The organism is Acinetobacter lwoffii (assembly GCF_029024105.1).
Classification (GTDB): domain Bacteria; phylum Pseudomonadota; class Gammaproteobacteria; order Pseudomonadales; family Moraxellaceae; genus Acinetobacter; species Acinetobacter lwoffii.
Window position 1 is genome coordinate 2,194,637 of record NZ_CP118963.1, and the last position, 26,842, is coordinate 2,221,478.

27 protein-coding genes are annotated in these 26,842 nt (G+C 43.2%); 14 read left to right on the forward strand and 13 right to left on the reverse strand.

Annotation, left to right across the window (positions count from 1 at the left end; genetic code table 11):
- The first annotated feature begins 426 nt into the window (after positions 1–426).
- Together PYW33_RS10770 and lon are read left to right on the forward strand one after the other, a co-directional pair.
- Complete coding sequence (locus PYW33_RS10770; protein ID WP_004646339.1) at positions 427–1,008, forward strand: 5-formyltetrahydrofolate cyclo-ligase; 582 nt, start codon at positions 427–429, stop codon at positions 1,006–1,008.
- A gap of 147 nt (positions 1,009–1,155) precedes the next feature.
- On the forward strand, positions 1,156–3,582 hold the full coding sequence (gene lon / locus PYW33_RS10775) for an endopeptidase La (RefSeq protein ID WP_004646337.1): 2,427 nt from the start codon (positions 1,156–1,158) through the stop codon (positions 3,580–3,582).
- 72 nt (positions 3,583–3,654) lie between these two features.
- Here lon and PYW33_RS10780 read toward each other — a convergent pair whose 3' ends face one another.
- The gene (locus PYW33_RS10780; RefSeq protein ID WP_004646336.1) at positions 3,655–4,587 is read right to left on the reverse strand and encodes a M28 family peptidase; all 933 of its coding nucleotides are present in this window, start codon (positions 4,585–4,587) and stop codon (positions 3,655–3,657) included.
- A 167-nt stretch (positions 4,588–4,754) separates the two neighbouring features.
- Here PYW33_RS10780 and rlmH point away from each other — a divergent pair, with 167 nt between their 5' ends.
- The 3 genes from rlmH to PYW33_RS10795 all read left to right on the forward strand — a co-directional run bounded on the left by rlmH (position 4,755) and on the right by PYW33_RS10795 (position 7,025).
- Positions 4,755–5,237 (forward strand): 23S rRNA (pseudouridine(1915)-N(3))-methyltransferase RlmH, encoded by a 483-nt coding sequence (gene rlmH, locus PYW33_RS10785; protein ID WP_004646335.1) that lies wholly within the window; start codon positions 4,755–4,757, stop codon positions 5,235–5,237.
- 110 nt (positions 5,238–5,347) lie between these two features.
- The gene (locus PYW33_RS10790; protein WP_004646334.1) at positions 5,348–6,124 is read left to right on the forward strand and encodes a DODA-type extradiol aromatic ring-opening family dioxygenase; all 777 of its coding nucleotides are present in this window, start codon (positions 5,348–5,350) and stop codon (positions 6,122–6,124) included.
- A 127-nt stretch (positions 6,125–6,251) separates the two neighbouring features.
- Positions 6,252–7,025, forward strand: a complete 774-nt coding sequence (locus PYW33_RS10795) for an META and DUF4377 domain-containing protein (protein WP_016806649.1) — start codon at positions 6,252–6,254, stop codon at positions 7,023–7,025.
- Between the two features lie 70 nt (positions 7,026–7,095).
- Here PYW33_RS10795 and gdhA read toward each other — a convergent pair whose 3' ends face one another.
- On the reverse strand, positions 7,096–8,439 hold the full coding sequence (gene gdhA / locus PYW33_RS10800) for an NADP-specific glutamate dehydrogenase (protein WP_004646331.1): 1,344 nt from the start codon (positions 8,437–8,439) through the stop codon (positions 7,096–7,098).
- A 349-nt stretch (positions 8,440–8,788) separates the two neighbouring features.
- Between gdhA and PYW33_RS10805 the strand changes: the two genes are divergently transcribed.
- Positions 8,789–9,580: an RnfABCDGE type electron transport complex subunit B gene (locus PYW33_RS10805; RefSeq protein WP_004646330.1), complete on the forward strand. Its 792-nt coding sequence runs from the start codon at positions 8,789–8,791 to the stop codon at positions 9,578–9,580.
- 3 nt (positions 9,581–9,583) lie between these two features.
- Positions 9,584–10,297: an endonuclease III gene (gene nth / locus PYW33_RS10810; protein WP_004646329.1), complete on the forward strand. Its 714-nt coding sequence runs from the start codon at positions 9,584–9,586 to the stop codon at positions 10,295–10,297.
- Positions 10,298–10,413: 116 nt separating this feature from the next.
- On the opposite strand, the gene PYW33_RS10815 is transcribed toward nth, so the two are convergent.
- The 4 genes from PYW33_RS10815 to PYW33_RS10830 all read right to left on the reverse strand — a co-directional run bounded on the left by PYW33_RS10815 (position 10,414) and on the right by PYW33_RS10830 (position 13,350).
- Positions 10,414–10,626: a hypothetical protein gene (locus PYW33_RS10815; protein ID WP_004279489.1), complete on the reverse strand. Its 213-nt coding sequence runs from the start codon at positions 10,624–10,626 to the stop codon at positions 10,414–10,416.
- An 88-nt stretch (positions 10,627–10,714) separates the two neighbouring features.
- A complete protein-coding gene (adk, locus tag PYW33_RS10820; protein ID WP_004279488.1) occupies positions 10,715–11,374 on the reverse strand; it encodes an adenylate kinase in 660 nt (219 codons plus the stop codon).
- 75 nt (positions 11,375–11,449) lie between these two features.
- A complete protein-coding gene (locus PYW33_RS10825) occupies positions 11,450–12,766 on the reverse strand; it encodes a DUF445 domain-containing protein (protein WP_004279487.1) in 1,317 nt (438 codons plus the stop codon).
- Positions 12,767–12,831: 65 nt separating this feature from the next.
- Positions 12,832–13,350, reverse strand: a complete 519-nt coding sequence (locus tag PYW33_RS10830; RefSeq protein ID WP_004646328.1) for a hypothetical protein — start codon at positions 13,348–13,350, stop codon at positions 12,832–12,834.
- A gap of 238 nt (positions 13,351–13,588) precedes the next feature.
- Between PYW33_RS10830 and mrdA the strand changes: the two genes are divergently transcribed.
- Together mrdA and rsmD are read left to right on the forward strand one after the other, a co-directional pair.
- Entirely contained in the window at positions 13,589–15,640 is a 2,052-nt protein-coding gene (mrdA, locus tag PYW33_RS10835) for a penicillin-binding protein 2 (RefSeq protein WP_016806650.1), read from the forward strand.
- Positions 15,641–15,642: 2 nt separating this feature from the next.
- Positions 15,643–16,200, forward strand: coding sequence for a 16S rRNA (guanine(966)-N(2))-methyltransferase RsmD (gene rsmD / locus PYW33_RS10840; RefSeq protein WP_004646325.1), 558 nt, complete (start codon positions 15,643–15,645; stop codon positions 16,198–16,200).
- An 87-nt stretch (positions 16,201–16,287) separates the two neighbouring features.
- Here the strand turns inward: rsmD and PYW33_RS10845 are convergent, their stop codons facing one another.
- The gene (locus tag PYW33_RS10845; protein ID WP_004646324.1) at positions 16,288–16,500 is read right to left on the reverse strand and encodes a hypothetical protein; all 213 of its coding nucleotides are present in this window, start codon (positions 16,498–16,500) and stop codon (positions 16,288–16,290) included.
- Between the two features lie 246 nt (positions 16,501–16,746).
- Here PYW33_RS10845 and PYW33_RS10850 point away from each other — a divergent pair, with 246 nt between their 5' ends.
- From PYW33_RS10850 to PYW33_RS10860, 3 genes are all read left to right on the forward strand, one after another.
- Positions 16,747–17,481 carry a sulfite exporter TauE/SafE family protein gene (locus tag PYW33_RS10850; RefSeq protein WP_004646323.1) on the forward strand — a complete coding sequence of 245 codons (735 nt, stop codon included), beginning with the start codon at positions 16,747–16,749 and terminating at the stop codon, positions 17,479–17,481.
- Between the two features lie 98 nt (positions 17,482–17,579).
- Positions 17,580–18,341 (forward strand): 3-oxoacyl-ACP reductase, encoded by a 762-nt coding sequence (locus PYW33_RS10855; protein WP_004646322.1) that lies wholly within the window; start codon positions 17,580–17,582, stop codon positions 18,339–18,341.
- A gap of 134 nt (positions 18,342–18,475) precedes the next feature.
- Positions 18,476–18,802, forward strand: a complete 327-nt coding sequence (locus tag PYW33_RS10860) for a hypothetical protein (protein WP_004646321.1) — start codon at positions 18,476–18,478, stop codon at positions 18,800–18,802.
- Between the two features lie 69 nt (positions 18,803–18,871).
- Here PYW33_RS10860 and PYW33_RS10865 read toward each other — a convergent pair whose 3' ends face one another.
- A complete protein-coding gene (locus PYW33_RS10865; RefSeq protein ID WP_005246937.1) occupies positions 18,872–19,420 on the reverse strand; it encodes a 1-acyl-sn-glycerol-3-phosphate acyltransferase in 549 nt (182 codons plus the stop codon).
- Positions 19,421–19,782: 362 nt separating this feature from the next.
- On the opposite strand from PYW33_RS10865, the gene PYW33_RS10870 reads away from it, so the two are divergent.
- Entirely contained in the window at positions 19,783–20,949 is a 1,167-nt protein-coding gene (locus PYW33_RS10870; protein ID WP_004646319.1) for a hypothetical protein, read from the forward strand.
- A 38-nt stretch (positions 20,950–20,987) separates the two neighbouring features.
- Here the strand turns inward: PYW33_RS10870 and PYW33_RS10875 are convergent, their stop codons facing one another.
- Positions 20,988–22,142, reverse strand: coding sequence for a LuxR C-terminal-related transcriptional regulator (locus PYW33_RS10875; RefSeq protein ID WP_004646317.1), 1,155 nt, complete (start codon positions 22,140–22,142; stop codon positions 20,988–20,990).
- Positions 22,143–22,369: 227 nt separating this feature from the next.
- Here PYW33_RS10875 and PYW33_RS10880 point away from each other — a divergent pair, with 227 nt between their 5' ends.
- Positions 22,370–22,864: a copper resistance protein NlpE gene (locus PYW33_RS10880; RefSeq protein ID WP_004646316.1), complete on the forward strand. Its 495-nt coding sequence runs from the start codon at positions 22,370–22,372 to the stop codon at positions 22,862–22,864.
- 66 nt (positions 22,865–22,930) lie between these two features.
- On the opposite strand, the gene groL is transcribed toward PYW33_RS10880, so the two are convergent.
- From groL to PYW33_RS10900, 4 genes are all read right to left on the reverse strand, one after another.
- Complete coding sequence (gene groL / locus PYW33_RS10885; RefSeq protein WP_004279474.1) at positions 22,931–24,565, reverse strand: chaperonin GroEL; 1,635 nt, start codon at positions 24,563–24,565, stop codon at positions 22,931–22,933.
- Positions 24,566–24,635: 70 nt separating this feature from the next.
- Positions 24,636–24,926: a co-chaperone GroES gene (locus PYW33_RS10890; RefSeq protein WP_004646315.1), complete on the reverse strand. Its 291-nt coding sequence runs from the start codon at positions 24,924–24,926 to the stop codon at positions 24,636–24,638.
- A gap of 168 nt (positions 24,927–25,094) precedes the next feature.
- Positions 25,095–25,871 (reverse strand): metallophosphoesterase family protein, encoded by a 777-nt coding sequence (locus PYW33_RS10895; protein WP_004646314.1) that lies wholly within the window; start codon positions 25,869–25,871, stop codon positions 25,095–25,097.
- Positions 25,852–26,790 (reverse strand): diacylglycerol/lipid kinase family protein, encoded by a 939-nt coding sequence (locus tag PYW33_RS10900; RefSeq protein WP_034606170.1) that lies wholly within the window; start codon positions 26,788–26,790, stop codon positions 25,852–25,854. The genes PYW33_RS10895 and PYW33_RS10900 overlap by 20 nt, the downstream gene beginning before the upstream one ends.
- Positions 26,791–26,842: the final 52 nt, after the last annotated feature.

A 26,842-nucleotide genomic window follows, 5' to 3' on the forward strand; every position in this document is an offset into this window, starting at 1 on the left:
CAATCTCCATTGATTTAGGTCTTACGTGCTCTGCCTAAGCACAATGTGTCTCATATATCGGTCGAGAATAGTCATATAATCCCTTGTCTATCTTTCACCAAAAAACAGAATAAACCTACTTTAGAATTGTATTTTTATTGATCTAAAGCTGTTGCAAAGTGCTTAAACTGATGCGTTTCCAGAGTTTGTCACTGAACAATCGGTTGCTTGGAAAATCGTGAATCAAAGAAAATAAATTGACCGTTTCAACACATTTTAACAACCAGTGATGCAACTGTTTTTTAACTTTGAAACTGGTGACAAATTAGCTAAATTTAAATCAGCAGATACGGAATAATATAAAATTGCAGCTTACAATTATTTTTTACTTTTCCAGAATTCCCACTTAGACTAGAGCACAATTTTGTTGCATATGCTTTTTGCCCTATGACCATTCAGGAATTAAGAAGATACCTTCGTAAAACGCGTCGTCATCTCTCTAAATTTGAGCAAAGGCAGTCCGCACAAAAAGTTCTAAACCGTCTGATCCGCAGTCCAGAATTTATTCATGCCCAACGTATTGGGCTGTATTTGCATGCCTTTGGGGAGATTCAGACCCAGGCGATTATTGAACGCTGCTTTAAACTGGGCAAACAGGTGTATCTACCAGCGATTTGCGACATGAATAAGCAGCTGGTCTGGATTCGAATCAGCCAGCATCAATATCATAACAAGCGCTTTGCTCATCATCGGCTGGGTATGCGAGAGCCCATGAGCACCCGTGGTGTGCATGTTTCCAAACTGGATTTATTGCTCATGCCGCTATTGGCCTGTGATACTGCGGGCACACGGATTGGTATGGGCGGCGGTTTTTATGATCGTACCTTGGCTTCTGCGCCCGGGCGTCCGTTCCGTCTGGGTCTGGCGCATAACTTTCAACTGCTGGCACAGCCGTTAAAACGTGAAATATGGGATCAGCCCCTTGATGCTTTAATCACCCCGACAATTTTTATAAAGTTCAAACGTTAATTTTGCATTTTTACCCTTGCTAACTACTTTAAAATCACATAATTAGTCATTTTTCATACAATTTAATCTTAACTGCCCTTGTATTTTTAAAATTACCCATCACTATTAAAAGCATGGCAACACCGTTGTCACTCATTAGGAGTGCTCATGTCTGAAATTATTATGAATCAAGAAACCTTAGAGCCTCAGGTTCCAAGTGTACTACCCCTTTTGGCGTTGCGTGATGTGGTGGTTTATCCGCATATGCAAATTGCGCTGTTTGTCGGTCGTGAAAAATCGATCAATGCAGTTGATGTGGCTCGTAACAGTGACAATCTAGTATTTGTAGTTGCGCAAAAAGATTCGCTTACAGAAGAAATTGATCACGACAATTTATATCAATACGGTACTGTCGCGAAGATTGTGCAAGTTGTGAATCACGAAAATGATGAAAACTGTATTAAAGTTCTGATTGAAGGCCTGCATCGTGCCAAACTGAAAACCATCATTGACGAAACTGAGTATCTGACAGCAGAGCATGAACTCAGCCCAATGACGGTGAGCGTCGATGCAGATACCCAAGCTGTGCGCTTGCAGGAATTACGTGCGCTTTTCGCTCAATATGCAGAAGCGAAACTTCGTAATGCGCGTGAACTGATCACCGCAGCCAACAAAATTGAAGATCTATTACAGTTATTGTTCTTCGTCGCAACCCGTGTTCCATTGAATATTGATGTCAAACAGAAATTCCTGGAACATGACGAATTCGAAGCGCATTTGACTGAGCTGATGACTTATCTATTGCAACAGTCTGAAGAACAACAGATTGAGCAAACCCTGCATGATTCTGTTAAACGTCAGATGGAAAAGAACCAGCGCGAATATTTCCTGAATGAAAAAATGAAAGTCATTCAGCGCGAGCTTTCTGATATGAACGGCGGCGCGGAAGACGATGTCGCTGAAATTGAAAAACGTCTGGCTGAAGCAGATTTGCCTGAGCATGTACGTAAAAAAGCAGAAGCTGAATTCCGTAAATTAAAAGCGATGCAGCCTGCTTCAAGTGAAGCTGCTGTGGTACGTAACTATCTGGAAGTCATTCTGGATACACCATGGAATAAAGCCAGCAAAGTCAGCATTAACCTGAGCAAAGCACAGGAAATTCTGGATGCAGACCATTATGGTCTGGACGATGTCAAAGATCGCATTGTGGAATATCTGGCAGTTCAGTCACGCGTGAAAAAATTGCGTGGCCCGATTCTGTGTCTGGTTGGTCCTCCAGGTGTGGGTAAAACTTCACTCGGTGAATCAATTGCCAAAGCAACTGGTCGTGAGTTCGTGCGTATGGCACTGGGCGGCGTGCGTGATGAAGCGGAAATTCGCGGTCACCGTCGTACCTATATCGGTGCGATGCCAGGTAAAATTGTGCAGTCATTGACTAAAGTGGGTGTAAAAAACCCGTTGTTCCTGCTCGATGAAATCGACAAGATGGCGCAAGACTACCGTGGCGATCCGGCTTCTGCGATGCTTGAGGTACTTGATCCATCACAAAACAACAAGTTCAGCGATCACTATCTGGATCTGGATCTGGACCTGTCTGAAGTGATGTTTATCTGTACCGCAAACAGTATGAACATTCCTGAGGCGCTGCTGGACCGTATGGAAGTGATTCGTCTTCCGGGTTATACCGAAGAAGAGAAAGTAAATATTGCGGATCGTTACCTTGTTCCTAAAGCAATCAAGAACAATGGTCTACGTGCCAAAGAATTGACCGTGCATGAAGAGGCGATTCGTGACATCGTGCGCCGTTATACCCGTGAAGCCGGTGTTCGTAACCTTGAACGTGAAGTGTCAAAAATTGCACGTAAAGTGGTAAAAGAAGCGGTTAGCAAGAAAGCCAAAAACCTTCAGGTTGAAGTGACCGCAGGAAATCTTCCAGATTACTTGGGTCCACATAAATTTGACTACGGTATGGCGGAAGAAGAAGCGCAAATTGGCCGTGTAAATGGTCTGGCTTGGACTTCTGTCGGCGGTGAATTACTGACCATTGAAGTTGCAGCAGTCCCAGGTAAAGGCAAGTTCATTACCACCGGTTCTCTTGGCGATGTCATGAAAGAATCGATTACCGCTGCGATGACTGTAGTGCGTACCCGTGCGGATGAACTCGGCATCGAAGCCTCGCGCTTTGAAGAAACCGACGTGCATGTGCATTTACCTGAAGGCGCAACACCGAAAGATGGTCCATCGGCAGGTTTGGCTTTGACTACAGCATTGGTATCTGCTTTCACGGGTATCCCGATTCGTCCGGATATCGCGATGACAGGTGAAACCAGTCTGGGCGGTCGTGCGCTGCGTATCGGTGGCTTGAAAGAGAAACTTTTGGCAGCCCATCGTGGTGGCATCAAGCTGGTATTCATTCCACAGGAAAACATACGTGACCTGGCGGAAATTCCAGAAAATGTCAAAGAAGGTCTAGAAATTAAAGCCGTAAAATCGATTGATGAGATTTTACCGCTGGCACTGACCTCTTTGCCAAAAGCCTTGGTTAAAGCACCAATTGTGAAAACCAAAGAAGAAGCGAAAGCAGCGCGTCATTAAGACTTGATGTTTCGTATAAAAAACCCTGCTTCGGCAGGGTTTTTTATTGAGTTATTGAATAAAACAACTGAATTATGGCTGTAGTGCCATCGTAACCAATCCATCAATCACATGAGTCATCTTGTTCAGATCAAGCTTGTCTAAAGTATCCAATTCGGTATTGTAATAAGGATTACGATAATTCGCAGTATCGGTAATCAACATGGTCGAATAGTTGAATTTGGCATAATTCAGATAGCCAGAGAAATTCATATCCTGAGCAAAACTTGGGCTAACAAAGCGTTGACACTCCAGACGGTTAAAACGCTGCATGGCATCACAATAATCTCCAGTCAGGCCAGTTGAGGCTAAATGCCCAATCGCGGCAATAAAGTTACCATGTCGTGGATAAATCCACTTTAATCCCACCGGATAGCTCTGCACCTGATGTTCATCAAAATAACCAATCGAATCCAGAATCACCACGCCCTTAATTTTCTGCTTCTGCTTTTTTAAAGACTTGGCATGCATATAACTGCCCATATGTTCTGTCTTGAAAAAAGGCGGCTCTTCAAGCGTATAGAAAGCAAATTCGACATCATGTTTGAGCTTGGATTTTTGCAGGGCCAGTAATCTTGCGGTTTCCAGTAAACCCGCTACCCCTGAGGCATTATTATCAGCACCGTTTCGGGCACTAAAGACATCATAATGTGCCCCCATCACCATCTTGGTTTTGGCTTGAGTATCCAAGCTACAGATGACATTTCGGTAACTCAGGTTATTGACCACATAAACCTGAAACTGGCATGGAATACCAAAGCGCTGCATCTGCCCTTTGATCCAGGCAGATACCCGATTCAGCTCTTTTAGATTTTTATAATTTCGGTATTCATCGACACTCATGATCTGGCTAAAAAATAATTCCAGATGAGAGACCTGAGCATTTTTGCTCGAATTGGCTGCACAGAGACTAGGCCCCATGAGGCCTATCAGTAACAGCAGCACAGTACAACATCCTTTTATCATGACACTGTTCCGCATTTATTATTATTCCATTCCTTTATCAAGCGGATACTTGAACTACGGACATTAAAGCAACACTAAATCTCTCATTTCAATTTCAATTTGTTTCCCAGCTCAACTTCGTGTTGTTTGATCGTTATAATGAGGTATCCAATTATTGATCTGTCTGTATGAAAATCCGTATCCTGACCATTGGTCAAAAAATGCCAGCGTGGGTGCTGACTGGTTTTGAAGATTATTTCAAGCGTATTCAACCTTTTGTACAGACCCAGATTATTGAGCTGCCGATGGCGAAACGGGGCAAAAACGATTCTGAAGCCGATATTCTGAAATACCGCAATATTGAGGGCGACAGCATTTTAAATGCGCTCAAGCAGAATGAAACCCTGATTGCGCTTGAAGTGGGTGGACGCGAATTTAGTACCGAAAAACTGGCTGAAACCATGAAAGGCTGGATGCTGGAAGGCAATGATGTGGCTCTTGCGATTGGCGGGCCGGATGGTCACTCGGAAGCCGTACGTAAAGCTGCGGCATGGCACTGGTCACTTTCCAAGTTAACCCTGCCGCATCCACTGGTACGTGTCATGCTGATCGAGCAGCTTTATCGTGCTATGAGCATCAATAACAACCATCCTTATCATCGGGCAGGCTAATGATTTTGCTGAAGCGTTCTTTATATGCAACGTTTTGTTGAATAATCTCTTCTGCTCTTATTTCTATTTTTCATGCATTATTGAGGCATCTTCCAGATGTGGTTTGACTTATGAACTTACAAACGTTGCCCGGCTTATTTATTTCTCATGGCTCTCCTATGCTGGCGCTGAATCCTGAGCAAGTGGGTCCTGCCTTGCATCGTTTGAGCGAAAATCTGCCACGCCCGGAAGCGATTATTGTGATGTCTGCGCATTGGGAAAGTGATGCGTTGGAAGTCAGTAGCGCAATTCGCCCAGAAACTTGGCATGATTTTCGTGGTTTCCCGCCTGAACTTTATCAATTACGCTACCCTGCACCGGGAAATCCTGAATTGGCCGAGAAAGTCTTAGGCTTGCTGGCCAATGCCGGCTTTTCTGCACATGCCAACAGTACTCGTCCGCGTGATCATGGTGTATGGATGCCGCTGCTACATATGTATCCAGATGCCAACATTCCCGTGGTAGAAATTTCCTTACCCATGTCGATGAGTGCGGATGAGATTTATCAGATTGGTCAAAGTCTCGCACCTTTACGTGAACAGCAAATCCTGCTGATTGGTTCGGGCAGTATTACCCATAATTTACGTGAACTGTCTTGGGATGGATCGGCTGCTGATGTACCCGAATGGGCCTCAGGCTTCCGTAATTTTGTGGTGCATAAACTGACGCACAATGATTATGATGCTGTACTGGACTGGTCCAATATTCCGCATATGGCACGGAATCATCCAACGCTGGAACATTTTGCTCCGATTTTCTTTGCGATGGGCACAGGTCAGCGTTTTAGTCTGGTACATAGCAGTTTCACCATGGGTTCACTCGGTATGGATATTTACCGCTTCGATTAATCTTGCTTCAGCGCTAAAATCTTAATGATGGATACATTTTGCAACTCAAAGCTGCGAAATGTATCCATATTTTTTTGCAATACATCCATTATTATTGTTTGAACTTTATATACTTCATTATAAGTCCATGAAATTAAAATTTATTGTGCTGGCATTATTGCCTTTAACTTTTGCAGGCTGTCAGTCCAGTGATATTCAACGAGCTGGAGATCTTGCAGTGGCCACCATCCAACAAAAAAATGCAGATCAGATCTTTCCAGCCTATCACTGGGAACTAAATCGTGGACTAGAACGACCAATCGTACTCAGTTTTGATGCTCAAGGCCGGCTGAGCGCCGTGACGGGCTGTAATGGACTCGGGACGACCTGGTCAGTCAAAAACAATATCATCACCACCAGCGAAGTTGTAGGCACTGAAATGGCCTGTGATGCAGCCTTGATGGAGCAGGAACGTTTTGTCAGCCAGCTTTTACAGAAGCGTGACATTCCTTTTATGCTCAATGTAACAGATCCTAACAAGCCGACCCTGACGTTGATGGCCGCAAATGGTCAAACCTATGAATTTATCGGGAAAATGACTCCGGAAACCAAATACCAAGGACAGGCTGAAACAATTTTTCTGGAAATTTCCCCCGATACCAAACAATGTACTGGCGTAACCCAACAAAGCTGCTTGCAAGTCAAAGAAGTAAAATATGATCAGAATGGCCTGAAAACTCAGGTCGATAAGGACTGGACTTTATTCTATGATCAGATTGAAGGTTTTCGGCATTCACCAAATGAACGGCAGATTATTCGGGTCAAACGTTTTGAAATTAAGCATCCGGCAGCTGATCAATCGAAATATGCCTATATTTTTGATATAGCGGTTGAGCGTGAATTAGTTAAGGGTGCTCTTTAAGGCTAAAAATACCAGATATAAAAAAACCGGGGCAACAGCCCCGGTTTTTTCAGCTTAGACTAAGTCAGACTTAGAATACGCCTTGAGCAAGCATTGCATCAGCAACTTTTACGAAGCCAGCAATGTTCGCACCGTCAACATAGTTCACAGTACCGTCTTCTTTAGTACCGAATTTCACACAGTTACGGTGAATTTCTTTCATGATTGCGTGTAAACGCTCATCAACTTCTTCGAAAGTCCAGCCTAAACGCAATGCGTTTTGAGACATTTCCAGACCAGAAGTTGCCACACCACCTGCATTTGATGCTTTACCTGGCGCATAAAGAATTTTCGCTTCAACGAATTTCTCAACCGCTTCAAGCGTAGAAGGCATGTTCGCACCTTCAGCCACACAGATTACACCGTTTGCAAGAAGCTGAGCAGCGTCGTCTGCATCAAGTTCGTTTTGAGTCGCACATGGCAATGCGATATCACACTTGATACCCCAAGGACGTTGTCCTTCAAGATATTCGAAACCATGTTTAGACGCGAATTCTGAAATACGGCCACGTTTTACATTTTTAAGTTCCATGACTTCAGCAAGAAGCGCCTCAGTGAAACCGTCTTTAACGTGAACTGTACCGGCAGAGTCAGAAAGTGAAACCACTTTCGCACCGAGGTACATTGCTTTTTCAGCAGCATATTGCGCAACGTTACCAGAACCTGAAATCGCAACGACTTTATCTTTGAAGCTTTCGCCACGAGACTTAAGCATTTCCTCAGCGAAATACACAGTACCGTAACCCGTTGCTTCCGGACGTGCCAATGAACCACCGAAAGTTAAACCTTTACCAGTGAATACACATGCCGTATCGTTACTTAATTTTTTCATCATGCCGGCCATGTAGCCCACTTCACGACCGCCTACACCAATATCACCTGCAGGGATATCTGTGTTCGCACCAAGGTGACGATACAGCTCGATCATTAAAGCCTGGCAGAAACGCATGATTTCGCCTTCTGATTTGCCTTTAGGGTCAAAATCAGAACCGCCTTTACCGCCACCCATAGGAAGTGTGGTTAAAGCATTTTTAAATGTTTGCTCAAAGCCTAAGAATTTTAGGATTGAAAGATTCACTGAAGGGTGGAAACGCATACCACCTTTAAATGGACCGATCGCTGAGTTGTACTGTACGCGGAACGCACGGTTTACTTGAGTCTGACCTTGGTCATCTACCCAAGAAACTCGGAACTGGATCGCACGTTCTGGCTCAACTAGACGCTCTAGTAAACCATGTGCTGCGTATTGTGGGTTCTTTTCAATGAACGGCCACAAACTGGTCATCACTTCTTCTACAGCTTGAAGAAATTCTGGTTGATGTGCATCACGTGATTTTACGTAATCTAGGAACTCATTAAGTGTGTTGTATTTCAACGCTTAATCCTCAGCAGAAAATGGATCAAAATTGGTCAAATTTACAATCAATGTTAAATTTTGGCGCAAAATATTAAATATCTTTTGTAACTAATCTACAATACTTTTTTTGAAAATACTTTAAAATTAATTTGATAACAAATATTTATATTGATTATGAAAATTTTTTCTATGTCAGGAAATGCCAATCGAATCAAGGCTTACATTCAGATTTATGCCTAATAATAAGGCACAAGTTGACCCTTAATTGCGCACGACTTAGGAGTTTAAAAATATGTTAAAATTGATGAATCGACATATTTTGTTTCACTTACTCTCTCATGCTTGCCATGAGTAACGCTGGTTATACATGAATTCGCCCATTTCTCTGGTCCAATCGATTGACGCTTTACTCCCTCAAACCCAATGTGGACTCTGCGGTCACCGTGACGGATGTTTACCTTATGCCCAGTCGATTACTGAGGGGGAAAATGCCAATAAATGTGTGCCGGGCGGACAGCCTGTTGCCGATGCTTTGGCTGCATTATTAAATCGTCCTAAACTTCAAGCTGAAGAAAGTGTCTGGCCAGTTCAAGCCGATGGTCGACCTCAGCGCATCAAAGCCGTAATTCGTGAAGATGAATGTATTGGCTGTACCAAATGCATTAGTGCCTGCCCGGTCGATGCGATTATTGGTTCCGGTAAACTGATGCATACCATTCTGACTGACCTGTGTACCGGTTGCGAACTGTGTATTCCACCCTGTCCGGTAGATTGTATTGACCTAGTCGAAGATGATCAGCCTTTACCAAATGAAGCACAGCGCATAGCGGAACAGGAGGATTTACGTCAACGCTACTATGCGCACATCCAGCGTGAAGAAAAACGGCGTACCGATCGTAAGGGACCTGTGGTCCGTGCAGAAATCGATACTGCCCTGTTTGCCCGTTTCTCAGCTTTAAATGAGCAACTTCCCGTGATTGAAGTCGCGAGCAAGCCAGAGCATGTACCTGTAGCCCTCGACTCCAAAACCACGATTGAACTGGCAAAACTACGTACCCAAATTAAAAAACTGGAAAAACAGCTTTCGGTTCGTGAAGATGTCCGAAAGCGTACCCAACTGGAAGAACTGACACAGCAATTACAGGCTTTACAGGGATAGAACATGACCACAGCAAAGGCCAAGCCTGTTAAAAACATGACCAAAAAGCAGATTCAGACCTTTTTTGAACGCCTGCGTGAACAGCGTCCCAATCCGAAAACCGAACTAAATTATTCTAGTCCTTTTGAATTGCTGGTCGCGGTCACGCTCTCTGCTCAAGCCACCGATGTCAGCGTTAACAAAGCCACGGACAGACTCTTTCCAGTCGCCAATACACCGGAAGCCATTTATGCGCTAGGTGTGGACGGCTTGAAGGAATATATCAAGACCATTGGTTTATATAACTCGAAAGCGGTCAACGTGATTAAAGCCTGCGAGATGCTGATTCAGAAGCACAACAGCATCGTACCGGACAATCGTGCAGACTTAGAAGCCCTGCCGGGTGTAGGTCGTAAAACGGCGAATGTGGTACTGAATACGGCCTTTGGTCAGCCGACCATGGCGGTTGATACCCATATTTTCCGGGTAGGTAACCGTACCGGACTAGCGGTTGGCAAAAATGTGTTGGAAGTTGAACACCGTCTGGTCAAAGTCATTCCCAAGGAATTTATCATTGATTCACATCACTGGCTGATTTTACACGGTCGTTATACGTGTATTGCGCGCAAACCGAAATGTCATGAATGTGTAGTATCCGATGTGTGTAACTGGCCGGATCGGTTTGAATTTGGTGCAGCCCGCCAAATTGCAGTGAAAAATATTGAGCTTGCTGAATAGAACGGCGTGATCAAGCTGGGATAAAAATAGGTGACCAATGTGTCACCTTTTTATCGACTATGAGAAGAGTGCTTTTCGTTCAAACCAAATTCTTAGCTGAGCTGAACTATTATGGATTATTTATCCTGATCTTGTTCAGCCTTTTCCTGCTGCTTGCGCTGTTCAAGTTCGGCTTGTAATTTTGGATGGAGCTGGCGCTCAGGTCGCTTTGCTGCATTTTCAGCACGTTCTTCCTGACGTACTTTGTTGAGCATTTTAAAACTGAAATAGAACAGACCTACCAATACTGCCAGAAAGACTACCATCAACACCAATACGCCAAATTTCATAGCAACAAGTACCCTGTTCAAATACGCAATAAAAAAGAGCCCTAATATGACTTAGGGCTCTCCGATTGTCAAAATCATCGTCAGCCGATTATTTTGCCTGATCCAGAATCGCGAAAAGATCAGTTTGAACTTCATCGATTGGACGTAAACCATTTAGCTTGTCATAAGTTGGTGCATTTTCACCAGACGCTGCACGGCCTTGGTAGAAACCAACCAGTTGCTCGGTTTCAGTATGGTAAGAACCTAGACGCTTACGAATGGTTGCTTCCTGGTCATCAGGACGTTGAACCAGATCTTCACCCGTTTCGTCATCTTTACCTTCCACTTTTGGCGGGTTGTAAACGATGTGATAGACACGGCCAGATGCAGGATGCTGACGACGGCCAGAAAGACGTTGTACGATTTCTTCATCTGGTACATCAATTTCAATCACGTGATCAATTGCAATGCCTTCTTTTTCCAAGGCTTCTGCTTGAGGAATGGTACGCGGGAAACCATCAAAAATGCAGCCGTTTACACAGTCAGGTTGCGCAATGCGCTCTTTCACCAGACCAATGATCAACTCATCAGAAACCAAACCGCCATTGTCCATGACACTTTTAGCTTGTAGACCTAATTCAGTTCCTTCACGAATTGCAGCACGGAGCATATCACCGGTTGAAATTTGTGGGATATTGTAGCGCTTACAGATCAACTGAGCTTGTGTACCTTTACCTGCTCCAGGTGGTCCGAGTAAGATAATGCGCATATATAAACATCCTCATTTAAACAATATGTATGACGCCACGACCACAATCACCCGATTGTGTCCCCCGACATCTCATTATAAGAAAGCCACAAACAAATGGATTAAACCCGCGACAAAACCGGTTACCCCACCCAATAAAATCAGAATCCATTCATCTTCCTGAAATGCAGGACGTAAAAGATTCTGAAACTCCTTCGGAGTCAACTCACGTATGCGGTCTCTAAACATTTGATAGATTTTCTGTGCACGGCTCGCATTAAATGCTGGGTCGCATACAGGTACCATCGTAATTTCAATCGAGCGATCGATCAAGTCCGTCTTGAGTTTTGCATACTCTTTTGGTCCTAAAGACAGCTGTAAAGAGGTCCGAACCAGGGGTGTTTCCATAATTTCATTAATATGACGTTTGATAATGCGGCGGGTTTTGTCTTTTCTGCCGCCATACATCATCTCGGTCATGATCGATTTTAACGTAATCAGGTCTTCTGTGACTACACTTGCGAAGACGTCAGAGACTTCATCCTGACGTTTCATAAATGCGCCTTGTATGTTATAGGTGCCGATACGAGGAATCACCGGCTTAATCCACGGAAACTTGCGATTTGTGGTACGGGCAAAGAATTGCGGGTACTTTACTGGGTGTGGATAGAGTGGGTTGAATACCATCCAGATCGCGATCCAGTTGGTCAAAAAGCCCCAGATCGCAGCCCAGAACGGTACAGTCCAGTGCCACGGCACTACAAACCAGACAATCATCTGGAAAATCCCAAAGAACATCCCGATGAGGGCACTGATATGCCAGATAAAATTGATCTCTTTTTGACCCACCTTCAGGAACATACGCACCATCAAGCGACGGTCGCCTTCCATCTGGCTCACTACCATTTCACGCATATCTACAAGTGACTCGACGTTCATGGTCAGCTCAGTCACTAATTCACGCAAAATTGCCGGCATTTGTTTTTGTGCTTGTGCATAAATTCTGCGTTTGATGGCAAAAGGCAGGTTTTCCCAGAGCACCGCATTGCGATCCATCATGACTTCATCAATCAGATGTTCCAGTTCGAAACCGACCTGCTCGCCAATGATGCGTGCCATATCATCCGGATCCATCGCCTGTAAAAATTCGCGGATAGAGCCTAATTTTGACAGTGTGTTATCGGTAATAATGCCTGAAATACGTCCAGCTTTGCGTGGCACAATCCCTTGCCAGCCCACAGGTAATGGCCCGAGATGGAAACCCCAAAAATTGATCGGATAAAAGACCATTTTCAGCGCCATCCAGACGTGAGCCCAGGTTACAAATGCAGTCACTGGAATAATGCTGAGCACGGCCCAAAAATCCGGGCGGTTTACAAAGGTTTGCCACAACTCGTTGACGTACTCAAGCATGCATAACTTCCATATTTAATTTTTTGTTCACAGAATACACATATTAATAAGGTCGAATATTTTGTCTATAAACCGATACTTAAAGTATAGGAAAATTGTAGCCGGGGTTCTGTTTCAGCCACAGCACGACCATTTCGGTCTTCGAGTTTCTCTCCGGCACCGATCCCGATACTAAAACTGCTGATCCGTTCTGAACTAAGCAAAACATAGGCCAAATCAACGCCAGCACCTAAACGGCCTTCATACTCGCCATCAACCTGTTTGCTGTCGATATGACCGGCATAAACCCCGACATAATAACCATTTTTGTCTTTGCCGGTGAGATGTGCAGGATAACGAAAGCCTGCCTGACCGCCAATCGTACGATCATCATCCAGAAAAACACCACCTTTCACATAAGCAATCCCATAAGGGTTCACCCATTCGGTATTTAAATGCAGTAATTTCTGGGTAAAACCAACACCCACATTAAAGGCTTTTGCCTGAGCAGGCTCTATTTTAGTTGTAGTAGTACTTATTTGATCATGTGCATAAGCCCCGTTCGCCCACAATGCAAACGCTAACAAAGGGTAAACCTTGTTCATTCCTTCACCATCTTCCTTAATTATAGTTTTTGGTATAGTCCTATTTTTATTAGATTTTACTCTAGCAGAATTATCACAACTCTTATATACAGCACTTTACAATTTTAATGTCTGCAAAGTCAAAGCTTAAAGGAACTGATTGCAAGGACAGTTTTTCATTATCAAATCAAGTGCAGTTGCGTTAGAATACTCCACTTTGATTCTTTTCTACCACTCTCAGGTCTTAAGTCGATCGCGTATGAAGCAGCACTTTCCTTTAAAAAATGCACAACAAGAAAAGCGCATCTATCGCAGTCGAGTCTTGATTTCCATGGGGATTGTCATTTTCTTTATGCTGCTGCTGGTCAGCCGCTATGCCTATTTGCAATTGTTCAACTTTGAAAGCTTTACTACAGCTTCTGATGAGAACCGGATTCGTCTACAGCCCTTGCCTCCAGCGCGCGGTTATATTTATGACCGTAACGGCGTTCTGCTGGCCGATAATTACCCAGTATTTACTGCCACTTTAAGTCGTGCCGACGTACAGGATATCAACCAGACGCTCGAACGCCTCAAACCGATTCTGGAACTGACCGAAGAAGATCTTGAACGCTTTCAAACCCGGATTAAAACAGCGCGTAAAACCGAACGGGTTTCAATCAAGCTCAATCTGAACGAAAATGATATTGCCCGTTTTAGTGAAGTGAAATATCAGTTTCCGGGCGTGAATATTGAAACCCAGATGACCCGCTACTATCCGCATGGTGACCTGTTCGCACATGTGATTGGTTATGTCGGTCGGATTAATGACAAAGAACTGAAATCAATTGATAAGGATCTCTATGCTGGAACCAACCTGATCGGAAAAATCGGTGTGGAAAAATCCTATGAAGAACTTTTACATGGTGTGCCGGGAAATGAATCGGTAGAAGCAGATGCCTTTGGTAATGTGCTGCATCATTTGGGCCGTAAAGATCCGGTACGTGGTAATGATCTGTTCCTGTCACTGGATTACGGCTTGCAGGTAGTCGCTTCGGAGCAACTGGCCGGGCGTCGTGGCGCGATTGTGGCGATGAATCCCAAAACCGGGGAAATTCTGGCGCTGGTCTCCAGTCCAAGTTTTAACCCGAATCTGTTTGTGACCGGGATCAGCACCAAAGATTATTCGTTCCTGCGTGATAACCTTGATCAACCTTTATATAACCGTGCCGTGCAAGGGGTTTATCCGCCTGGCTCTACTATTAAACCAATGTTTGCACTCGGTGGTCTGCATCATGGTTTGGTGGACTGGGATACCACTATTTCTGATCCGGGTTATTTCAGCCTGCCGGGAGACAGTCACCGTTTCCGTGACCATAAAAAATCCGGGCATGGCGCAGTGAATATGCATAAGGCCCAAGTCGTCTCCTGTGATACTTATTTCTATGTCATGTCCTACCGCATGGGTATTGAAAAAATGAATACCTGGATGCGTCAGTTTGGCTTTGGGGAAAAAACCGGCGTGGACTTACCAAGTGAAAGCTCAGGACTGTATCCAAACCCGGAATGGAAAATGCGTACCCGCAAGGCCAAATGGTCACGTGGTGAAACCATTTCTGTCAGTATTGGTCAGGGTGCTTTTACTTCAACGCCATTGCAGCTGGCTATGGCCACAGCCATTACCGCCAACCATGGCAATAAAGTCATTCCCCATGTTCTGCGCGAAAGTCGCGGTGCCAAACCGTTCAAGGTGCATAATGGCACGCATGGCAAGATCGATTTTAATGGTCAGGAAGAAGACTGGATCAAAATGCGTGATGCGATGGTGGACGTAATTCAATCCGGTACAGGCCGAGGCATCAAAAGCGGCTTACAATATTCTATTGCCGGAAAAACCGGTACGGCACAGGTAAAAAGTATTGCTCAGGGCAAGCGCTATAATGAATCCTTATTGACTGACCGTCAGCTGGATCATGGCCTGTTTGTCGGTTTTGCACCTGCTGAAAATCCTGAAATCGCGATTGCAGTTATTCTGGAAAATGGTCGCGGTGGTAGTGCCGCAACGGCTCTGGCCCGTCCAATTTTTGATTACTGGTTACTGCATAAAGATAAAAATCCGGTACGCCCACAAGGCCACCAATTAAGTGGTGGTCTGATGACGGCCGGAATCAAGCCAGCTGAATTGCCAAGTGGTGCAGGCATGTTGAGTCAGGATGCAGCATCTAGTGCCGTTCCAGCCAGTGACCAGCCCGAAATGATTGCTCCGACTTCTGCAAATACGACTGCATCTCCCGCAGCAACACCTGCTCCTACACCAGTAGAGCGAGACTAAAGATGAAAAACCAACTTCGAATTATTGGTGGTGACTGGAAACGCCGCCAATTGCCTTTTGCCAGCATTGAAGGTTTGCGCCCGACGCCTGACCGTGTTCGGGAAACACTGTTTAACTGGCTGATGTGGAATGTACAAAATGCACAGGTTTTGGATATTTGTGCCGGCTCTGGGGCATTGGCGTTTGAGGCATTATCGCGTGGTGCTGCATCAGTGGTGATGATTGAGCCGGATCGTACTCAGGCACAATTTCTAACCCAAAATCTGGAACTTTTAAAAGTCACCAAAGCACGTGCTCAATTAAAGGTAGCTACGGCGCAGCAAGCTTTGTCTACCCTTCAGGCACAGTTTGATCTGGTTTTTCTAGATCCGCCATATAGCTTAGATTTATGGGAAGAACTAGCGCTAAAGGCAGATCCTCTGATCAAGGACAATGCCTATATTTATGTAGAAGCAGATCGTGATTTACAATTGCTTAAATTGCCGTCTTCATGGCGTTTAATTAAAAATACCAAAGCCGGTACAGTTCGTGCGGGGCTTTATCAAAAAAGTATTTCTTGATTTAAATTATTTTGAAGAGACATTAAAAAAGGATTCCTCAGTGGAATCCTTTTTGTCATTGTAGTGAGTCAAATTTAAAGACTGTGATTAACGATCACGGCGCCAGTCGCGGTTATCTCGGTCACGTTTCCAATCCCGATGATCTTTATGGTCCTTATTTTTCCAGTCATGATTTCTGTGGTCTCGATCATAATGTCCATTACGATCTCTGTTGCCACGATAATCATCATCCCAAGGATCAACCACACAACCGGTTAATGACACAGCCAATACAGAAAGTAATATCACTTTTTTCATCATGTCCATCACCTCTTACTGCACTCTGTCAGTATCAGGCGAGTTCATGGAGAGTGAACGGAGCCATTGTTGCACTCTTGTAGAGATTTATGCATGTTTTATGCATGGCCGTAAACCTCTTTTTTTTTAATTAGCATTCATGCTTTTATGAGAATTTGAACTTTCATTTGCATAAATCCAGCTAAATGGAAGCTTGGCTTTTGTTTAAATCTTGAGAATACTGCTGCCTTTGCTTATGACCTGATCTTTATGACTTGGCTGTTATTTATTCTTGGTGCAATGGTCGCAGGTTTTGTCCAGGGGCTGACCGGCTTTGCCTTTGCCCTGATCGCCATGTCTTTCTGGGTCTGGGTGCTGCCTCCGCAACTGGCCGCGCCCTTGCTGGTATTTGCCTCGATCTGGAGTCATGTGATTTCACTCAGTCAGGAAAAAAAGCAGCTAGTTTTATCCAGGCAGTTGGTGCTGCCTTATCTGATTGCTGGTCTGATTGGCGTGCCGCTGGGTACTTATCTGTTGCAGATCATTCAAGCAGATACCTTTAAGATGATCTTGGGATTTTTTCTGGTACTGTGGTGTCCGGTGATGCTATTCAATCCGCAATTCAAAACAATTCAGCATTCAGGAAAATTGACTGATAGCTGCATCGGTTTTATTGGCGGAATTTTAGGAGGACTGGGCGGTTTTTGCGGTGCCATTCCTTCGGCCTGGGTGATGTTAAAACAATTATCCAAAGCCCAGCAGCGCTATATTTTGCGGCATTTTAATTTTGCAATTCAGCTCTTCACGCTGGGTACGTATCTATGGCAAGGCCTGATCAATCAAAGCCATTTACCGTATCTGGCATTGCTGATTGTTTTTGTGAGTATTCCGGCGATTTTAGGCGCAAAACTATTTTATAAAATTTCGGAATTATTGTTCAAACGCATGATCTTAAGTTTACTCTTTAGTGCAGGCTGTTTTCTATTAGCGTCCCAATTCATTTAAACACAAGATCAAGCCGAGTCTGTCTTCCCCGCTAAAGCTTGAATCCGGTGAAATAACTGCTATGTTAAGGCCAATCTTTGTAAATATAGATCATCATTATGGAGATTCGTGATCAGATCGTTCTTGTTACTGGCGGTGCACGTGGTTTGGGTTTAGCCATTACTCAGGCTTTACTGGCGGAGGGTGCGCGTGTGGTCGTCAACTATCATCGCAGTCAGCAGCAAGCTGAACAGCTGGCCCAGCAATATCCAGATCAAGTCTTTATTTATCAGGCAGATGTGACCCAAGCTGATCAGGTACGTGCTTTATTTGCCGCAGCTAAAACCCATTTCGGGGAAGCGATTCATGCTGTAATCAATAACGCACTGATTCAATTTGAATTTAATGGTGATGCACGCCCTAAAGTAGAAACGCTGACTTGGGATATGTTGCAACGGCAATTTAGCGGTGCAGTACAGGCTGCCTTAAATACTACACAAGCCGCACTGGATGATATGAAACAGGCAGGGTTTGGCCGGATCGTGAATATTGGTACAAACCTGGTGCAAAATCCGGTGGTTCCTTATCATGACTATACCACCGCCAAAGCTGCATTATTGGCCTTTACCCGCACCACGGCGCAGGACTTGGGACAATATGGCATCAATGTGAATATGCTCTCTGGTGGCCTGTTACAAACCACGGATGCCAGTAAGGCCACACCTGACATTGTCTTTGACCTGATTGCTCAATCGACGCCTTTACGCCGCGTAATTACACCAGAAGAATTTGCTGCTGCAATCCTGATGTTTTTGTCACCTTATTCACGTGCCGTCACAGGACAAAACCTGATTGTAGATGGTGGCTTGGTCAAAGGTTAAATGTTTAGAGAATGGACTTGAATTTTCAAATTCTGTTGTTCTATTTTTTAACCATTTGGTAGATTAAAAAGGTTTTGTGACCGGGTTTTACTTCTACAATAGTGCGCTCCCATAAAGCCTTTAGTCTACTTTCCATGAAATTTATCACGACATTGCTCAGTACCTTGCTACTGGCAGGTTGTATGTCCAGCGATTTGAAAAAATCAGAACAATTACTGCAAAATTTCCATTGTGTCAAGGTAGATACCGCCCAAATGCCACATAACAGTATGACCGACTATTATCAGCAGATGTTGTATAGCAGCAAATCAAAGGTCGAATCTTATATCAAGCAATATCATCAGGGTGAAGAGCTGTTTGACCTGCCACTGCATGAAGTAGTAGAACAGCAATATGATCTGTATAAAGATGCCTGCCAAAATCTGGGTGGAATTTTGCCCGCTTCTGAACATGCATCTTAAGTCTGTCAATCTTCATGATTATTAGGCAATAAAAAAGCAGGAGAATTTTCCTGCTTTTTCAATTCAGTTTTAATTCTGATAATAACGCTGATCTACACTAAAGCATTCAGGGAATTTTGGCTGAATCTCTGCATAAAATGCCATGATTTCCGCCATATCTTTTTCATAATCCCCTGTCGGATAAACGATTTTACCTACGCCAGTTTTCTTCTTGGCATAGTCCATATAGGCCAATGCAATCGGCACACCTGCATTAATCGCTACATGATAAAAACCTGTCTTCCACTGTTCCTGCTTTGCACGCGTTGCTTCTGGCGTGACCAGCATGACCAGTTTAGGATGAGTCTTGAATAAGTCTGTCATCAGCTGAACCATGCTCGGACGAGGCTCACCCGGCTGTTTAGGACGGCGATCAATCCCGATACCGCCCATAGCACGCACAAAAGGCCCAAATGGCAATTTCATGTAACTGTCTTTAATGGTTAAGCGAACATTCACGCCTAATGCTTTTAAGGCCAGACGTGCATACAATGCATCCCAATTACTGGTATGAGGAGCAGCAATCATGACACATTGGTCTAAATCTAGGGGCCAATGGTTATCAATTTCCCAACCCATCAGGTTCAGGCTTTGTTCTGCTAACTTCTCAAACACGTCACGCACCAATTCTATTCAAAATTGCGCGAATTTTAGCAACCTAGACAAATATAGATAGTGTTCTATGAGCAATAAATAAACAATTAATCTATATTTGTATAATTAGAATTTTTAAATGAATAGTTGATTATTTTTACCGCCTTCAACTTATCTCACACATCAATTTACGGATAGTTCAGATTGCTTCCCCATATAAATAGGAATTTCTTTCCAATTTAAAGAATTCATGCATTAAAAAGCTCTTGACCTCCTAATTTTGGGATATGGCAAATATGGGGGTCTTTTTATACTGTATCCACATTATAAATTTCAGGAAGATTCTAATGAAAAAAACTTTACTTTGCCTTGCTTTAGCGGGGTTACTTAGTGCCTGCGGCGGTTCGGATGATAACTCAAGTACACCTCCTGCAAGTAATATTGGAACCCAGACAGGGGTGCTGACGGATGCTGTGATTTCTGGAGTACGCTATGTCACAAGTAGTGGTGCAACAGGAGTTACCAACGAAAAAGGAGAATTTAAATTTAATGATGATGAAAAAGTAAAATTCTTTATTGGGGGTGTACAACTCGGTGATGAAATTGAAGCAAAGGAGCGTATCACACCATTAGATTTAGTCGAAAGTGAAAATGCGCGTATCAACCTTATGGTTTTTTTACAATCCTTAGATGGAAAAGGTGATCATAGCGATGGCATTCAGATTAGTGATGACACTAAAACAGCCTTCACTGCTGTAAAGCTTAATTTTAACCAAAGTACCACCGACTTCGTAAATGAAGTTGTCACCAAAACAGCCATCACACCAGATCAGTTGATAACACCAGAAAAAGCTTCAGAAAACTTCCAAGCGACCTTCTACAAAGATATTGCCGGTACGTGGGAGATTAACCGTACCGATAACACTGCTGTGTTGATTCACATTCTGGAAGATGGACGCTATGCACTAGGTGAAGCAGAAGCAAAAGATGAGAGTGGTCAAGCAGGCATTGAAATGGGCCGCTTAAAATGGAATGCAACAACAACCGTGATTGAACCGGAAATCCTACATGACACCAATGGTGAATGGGGACTTTCACATCCTGCCGAGAATAAACCTTATTCTTTAAACTTTAATGGAACTCAATTAATTCTTACTGAACCCGGCGTTAGTACTGAATACCGTTTAAATCGAGTTAAGCAGTCTAATAGTCTCGTCGGCACGTGGCGACTCAATGAAACGCACCTATTTGCTTTCTTCGATAACAACTATTATTTCTTCCTAGACACTGAAGGTGGAGATGACTGTGGTTGGCCAGGAATTGAATATGGCAAATATACATTGTCAGCAAATACTCTCACCACAACCGAGGTATTATTCGATACCAATGAGTGTGGTGGATTACAAGATAGTTCAAATGGCGGTAAGACAATTGCAAACATCAATATATCTAACAACAATCTTATCTTACATCCGCAAGGTGAAGATCCTGTAACTTTACAACGTGTTAAATAACCCACATAAACCGGCTTGAATATGAAATTCAAGCCGGTTTAATCAATATGTTCAAATTGAATGGTACAGCCCATCAATAAATGCATCAGTTCGATTTGCGAACAACATTGGGTTTTTTCATAAATATTTTTAAAATAAGTCCGCACCGAACTCAGCGTAATGCCACACTGTTCTGCAATATCTTCTATTTTATAACCATTAATTAATAACTCACATAAATCAAACTCTCTTTTGGAAAGCTGGTAACACTGTTGTAGGTAAGTTCTTGACAGGGAATAATACTGGTTTTTATCTGTCATAAATAAGGCAATCTGATGCTGAGCAGACTGTAAATGTTGCATATTTCTTAATTTCTTAAATGGCACCACCGTCAGCATGAATTGCGAGCCTGCCCCATCACTCAACGCCAAGACTCCACCCACTTCAGTCTGAATGGTCGTATCTTCCAGCAAAGCACTTTCTAATAGCTGATCAAAACGTATCTGCTGAGCATAATTGGTTTTTAGACGGTTATGTATATCCAGATCCAGACATGAACTTTGATCAAGCATCTTTTGCGCAACAGGATTGGAATAACTTAAACACAGGTTTTGATCGAGCAGTACAATCCCAGTTTTTAAACTATCCAATACCGTATACAAGCTTAAATTATCTTGTTGAATCAAGTTGATTTGCCGGTGAATTTGCAAAGCCCGGCGTAAATGAATACTGATACGTCTTGGAAAATCCAGCTCAGGCTGTTCAAAAGGCTGTACTTCAGGTGCACGATGAATACCCAGTACTGCCCAACGATAATTTCCCCGATCCAGCAATACGCCCGCCAGATAAGATACACCGCCAGGCTTTAAACACTTCTCATAGAACACATAGTGATCCGTACCCGGCTGTTCTGCATAGTGCTGACAGTTATGACTCAATGCATCGCCCATCTCGATCGCATTCCATAATGGCATATGCAGTTTCATATCAATCACTCGGATACGCTCATCTCGATAAGCGGCCAAACTTTCATTAGGGATATTATGAGTGTAAACAAAATCATAGCCTGGATTAAGCTGATCCAGACCGGTAAAAATTGCACTCTTACTTTTAGTATAGCTCACGATATCTTTGATCACGTCCAGCCACAAAGATGGCAATACAGCAGCATCATAAATTTTTGCAATCAGATTATTTTCTTGTTCTAATTTCATTATCCCCTCCGCATTATCATTATTTTCTAATCATAGCGTTCAGAATTGGTTAACGAAACAGCATAAAGTGACTTTAAACTTGGCTAAAAATTCTTAAATCCTGTTCACTTATCAATAACTCTGGCCTGATTCACCTAATGAATCAAACTTTAACAAGATTGCCCTATTTATCTGTACTGACTACTTTTAATGTAATTCATAACAAATAATTTAATAGGGTCAAAACAATGAAAAAATTAACGCTTACTGGTGCGATAGCAGTCGTTCTTGCAGGAGCTTTAACCGCCTGTTCAAAGCCCAATGATAATGAGCCGATGAATAATAATGCTCAATCCAGCCCAGCCATGATGGAGCAAAATAACGCGGATACCAGTGTGAACCGTGCTGATAGCGCAGAAACCTCGCTAGATTGGGCAGGTGAATACGAAGGTGTTTTTCCTTGTGCTGACTGTGAAGGGATTAAGGTCGAGCTAGATCTCAATCCGGATAAAACCTATGAGCTAAATGAGGAATATTTAGGTAAAGCTGGAAATAATGAGACGGAAACTAAAGGTAGTTTCAGTTTTGACCCTCAAGATCCTTCAATCATCACATTAGATAACAAAGCTGAAAACCGTAAATTCTTTGTTGGTGAAAATTTTGTTGAAGCACGCGAGATGAAATCAGGTAAAAAAATCGACAGTAATTTAAATTATAAATTAGTTAAAAAGTCCGCATCATAATTTTGTAAACGCATAAAAAAATCCCCGCTATTGCGGGGATTTTTTATGAAATGCTCGGATGATGAATTACATCATGCCGCCCATACCACCCATGCCACCCATATCAGGCATTGCAGGTTTGTCTTCTGGGATTTCAGTGATCATGCATTCAGTGGTCAGCATCAAGCCAGCAACAGAAGCGGCGTGCTCAAGTGCAGAACGCGTTACTTTAGCAGGGTCAAGAATACCCATTTCCAGCATATCGCCATATTCGCCAGTTGCAGCGTTATAACCGAAGTTACCTTCGCCATTCTTCACAGCGTTGATCACTACAGAAGGCTCATCACCTGCGTTAGATACGATTTGACGAAGCGGTGCTTCAATCGCACGACGAAGAATGTTGATACCTACGTTTTGGTCATCATTCGCGCCTGTTACGCCTTCAAGTGCAGATGCAGCACGTACTAGTGCAACACCACCACCCGCAACGACACCTTCTTCAACTGCAGCGCGAGTCGCATGAAGCGCGTCATCTACACGGTCTTTTTTCTCTTTCATTGCAACTTCAGTTGCAGCACCGATTTTGATGACAGCAACACCGCCAGCAAGTTTCGCTACACGCTCTTGAAGTTTTTCTTTGTCATATTCTGAAGTAGATTCTTCGATCTGTGCACGGATTTGCTGTACACGGTCAGCGATTTGGCCAGCATTACCAGCACCATCTACAATTACAGTATTTTCTTTAGATACAGTTACTTTATGTGCTGTACCCAAGTGATCAAGCGTCGTTTGATCCAGCTGCATGCCGATTTCTTCAGAAATCACAGTACCGCCAGTCAAGATCGCGATGTCTTGAAGCATAGCTTTACGACGATCACCAAAACCAGGTGCTTTCACCGCACATACTTTGATAATACCGCGCATGTTGTTGACAACAAGCGTCGCAAGCGCTTCGCCTTCAACATCTTCAGAAATGATTAAAAGCGGTTTGCCAGTTTTAGCAACAGCTTCAAGTACTGTAATCAATTCACGAATATTGCTGATTTTCTTATCAACAAGAAGAATGAATGGATTTTCAAGTTCAGCTGTTAAAGTATCTTGCTTGTTCGCGAAGTACGGAGAAATATAACCGCGGTCGAACTGCATGCCTTCAACTACGTCAAGCGAATCTTCGAAGCCTGAACCTTCTTCAACCGTGATCACGCCTTCTTTGCCCACTTTTTCCATTGCTTGCGCAATCAGCTGACCTACAGTCGTATCAGAGTTAGCAGAGATCGAACCTACTTGTTCAATCGCTTTAGAGTCTGATGCTGGTTTTGCAGTTGCCTTGATGTTTTCAACTACAGAACGTACCGCAATATCGATACCGCGTTTCAAGTCCATTGGGTTCATACCCGCTGTTACTGACTTGATGCCTTCATTCAAAATTGCTTGTGCCAATACAGTTGCAGTCGTTGTACCATCACCTGCGATGTCATTGGTTTTTGAAGAAACTTCACGAACCAGTTGAGCACCCATGTTCTCGAACTTGTCTTTCAGCGTAATTTCTTTGGCAACAGTGACACCATCTTTAGTGATGTGCGGTGCACCAAAAGAACGGTCGATAACAACGTTACGGCCCTTAGGACCCAAAGTAACCTTTACTGCATCTGCAAGGGTGTTTACACCAGCAATCATTTTTGAACGAGCTGAATCACCAAATTTTACGTCTTTAGCTGACATATTTGACTCCGAATATTGTTGTATCTTTACAAAATCTGATTTGGAATGAATAAAACTTTTTTAGCGCAGATTAAGCTTCTAATACCGCTAAAATGTCAGATTCTTTCATGATTAAAAGCTCTTCGCCGTTTACTTTTACAGTAGTGCCTGCATAAGTACCGAACAATACTTTGTCGCCAACTTTTACGTCTAACGCGCGTACGCCATTGTCAGTGATTTGACCATTACCAACTGCAATGATTTCACCTTGAGCAGGTTTTTCAGCAGCCGAACCTGGAAGTAAAATGCCCCCAGCTGTTTTAGTTTCTTCTTCAACACGACGAATAACAACGCGGTCATGTAATGGACGAATGTTGCTCATAAATAACTCCATCAGACTAAGTCTTTTTTAGGTCACTGATGACGACTTAATTATTCCATGGGTCATCATCAAAAATTTTTGATGTCACTTTTATGGAGATGGAATAAAACGCTTCAAGGGCAAAAATGAAAAAAAATTGGTTTTTTTTAACGAATCATAGGTTTTCGTCTATTTATTCGGCAGATCAGCCTTCAACATAAAGGCTTGTGCCACTTCATCGAATAAATATTGAGAAATTTTTCCTGTGGCATCAATCAGATTAAAGCTGTTCGGTTCATCTTTATGTAGACGATTTGACGCAGAAGTACCTGCATGTACATCATATACAGGATGATCCATCCCCAATCCGAACATCTGATTCAAATCATAAATCGCCGGTTGATGCAGATGCCCATGCAACACCGCAAACAGACCATGCTCTGCCCAAGCCTCTAAAGCAATTTTGGCCATCAATGGGCTGTCTTTGAAACCGCGCTTATTTTGAAAAGGCACATAAAAAGGCTGATGGCTGACAATGATTTTTAATTTGGACGCAGGTGCCTGCGCCAGCGTCAGGTCAATACGCTGAATCTGCTCAAGGGATAAATGCCCTTTGGTATGATATCGACGTCGGATCGAATTCACCCCAATCAGATAAAAATTTTCAGTTTCAAATATTGGCTCCAATTCACCAAAAAAAATCTGGTAACGGGTAAATGGATTGAAAAGCCGATTCCACAAATGATAGAGCGGAATATCATGATTCCCCGGGATCACCATATAAGGCGTATTGAGCTGATCTAAAAATTTTTTGCAGGCAAAGAATTGACCCAAACGTGCGCGCTGAGTCAGGTCACCACTGATGACGACGGCTTCAAGTGGATGGGTCTGACAGAAATGCCGAATCGCTTCTAAACACTCCGGCTTCTCTGTTCCAAAATGCAGATCAGACAGATGCAGGATCATGTGGCACCATTACGTTTAGGCTATCTTTTAATACAGAAATATTGAGTGGCGGGGCCATTTCCACAATTTCCCCATCAATCGCTACCATCAGTTTCTTGGCTCGGGATTCGATTCGAACTTGATCGGCTGCAAAACTATAAACATCCGATGCCTGGTCAATCTTGCCACGAATCAGCTGATACACTAGCTTAAATAAAGTAAGCTTATCACTTTTAGAAACTACAACTCCCGCCACTTTGCCTTTTTCAGCCGCTTCTGCAATGCGCATTTTCATATCCGCCAGTTGCAAGGGATTATTGCCAAAAAAAATCAGTGGTGTTTTTACCGGATATTTCTTTTGATCCACCCAGATTTTTAGTTTTAATTCTTTACGGTCGCGAATTAAAACATCCAGTGCAGAAGTATAGGCATGTAGCGGTAAGCGACCAAAAATACGATTATAGTCTTCACGTTTTTTAATAAATAAAGGATATAGACCTAAACTGGCATTATTCAGATAAATTTCCTGATTGATACGAGCAACATTCATACGTTGTGGCTGTCCTGTCGCAATCACTTTTGCCGCTTCAAGCAAATCCAGCGGAATCCCCAATAATCTCGCCACATAGTTAAAAGTCCCTAAAGGCAAAATACCGACAGGAATTTGCGTATTCAACACATGTTTGGCGACTGTATTTAAAGTGCCATCTCCGCCTGCCGCAACGATGATTCCTGACTCGCTAGATGCCAAATGCTGTTCAAGCACCTCAGTCATAATTTTATCAAATTGCTGTGAATCATTGATTTCATAAGCTTTAGTTTGATAACCCTGCGCTGAAAATATATCGATCAGCTGTTCATAAATGCCTTCTGGCCCCTGTATGCGAAAACCAGCTTTATGATTAAAAATCAGCGATAAGGGTTTAGATTGATTAGACATTTTTCGCGCAATTTCATTGAAGCCTATTGGCATTTTGTCCAATTCATAGACA